The organism is Microcystis aeruginosa NIES-4325 (assembly GCF_008974145.1).
Lineage (GTDB): Bacteria > Cyanobacteriota > Cyanobacteriia > Cyanobacteriales > Microcystaceae > Microcystis > Microcystis aeruginosa_G.
Map to the genome: position 1 here is coordinate 1 of NZ_BJKP01000113.1, position 616 is coordinate 616.

Annotated in this window: 1 protein-coding gene and 1 pseudogene; both read right to left on the minus strand. The window is 42.2% G+C overall.

Annotated features, from left to right (window positions below; all coding sequences use genetic code 11):
• Window positions 1–205 precede the first annotated feature (205 nt).
• Window positions 206–376 (minus strand): hypothetical protein, encoded by a 171-nt coding sequence (locus MiAbW_RS19735; protein WP_181014233.1) that lies wholly within the window; start codon window positions 374–376, stop codon window positions 206–208.
• 138 nt (window positions 377–514) lie between these two features.
• Window positions 515–616 (minus strand): annotated as a pseudogene (locus MiAbW_RS19225) (IS1 family transposase); the annotation flags it as partial.

Here is a 616-nt window from a genome sequence, read left to right on the forward strand (position 1 = left end):
CTGTACCCATGCCCACCCTGTGATTGGCTTGCCGCTAATTACTTTTGCCCCATGCTCAAAGGTTCGGTCTTTCAGGGTATCAGCATACAATCTTGGATAGGCTGTATGGTCGCCTGCTAAGATTATACCTTCGTTTTTTGGCAGCTCCTTGATGTACAATTTCATCAATCCACGACGCTGAGGAGAGCAATGTAGGAAGCGCTTCCTACAATGACGGCCATTTTCTCCGAAACACCGGTGACATGGACAGTTCCGCAAAGGAATGGACACTTCGGGTTACTAACACTGCGTCCATCAAGTCCATTACCGTGTCTTTGCCTGTTCCTAATAGTTTATAGGCCGCTTCTCGAAATTCTTGCAAGTTTTTCAAAGTCATTTTCGGGAAATTTAGTAATCTTACTTGATTTCCCGTTTTTTCTGCTCAAGCAGTTTTTTTGTACTGACTCTTGCTCAAATTAGTCTAAACTTGAGTAGCTAGGTTGGAGGTTTTGGCGTTGCTGAATTAAGCTATGAATCAGTAAGGAATAGGCACTTCTTGAAACTTCAGATAATGAATTAATAAACGAATAGAGTATCCTAACATTTCTGTAGACTTAGAATAGCAGAGTGTTTGGCG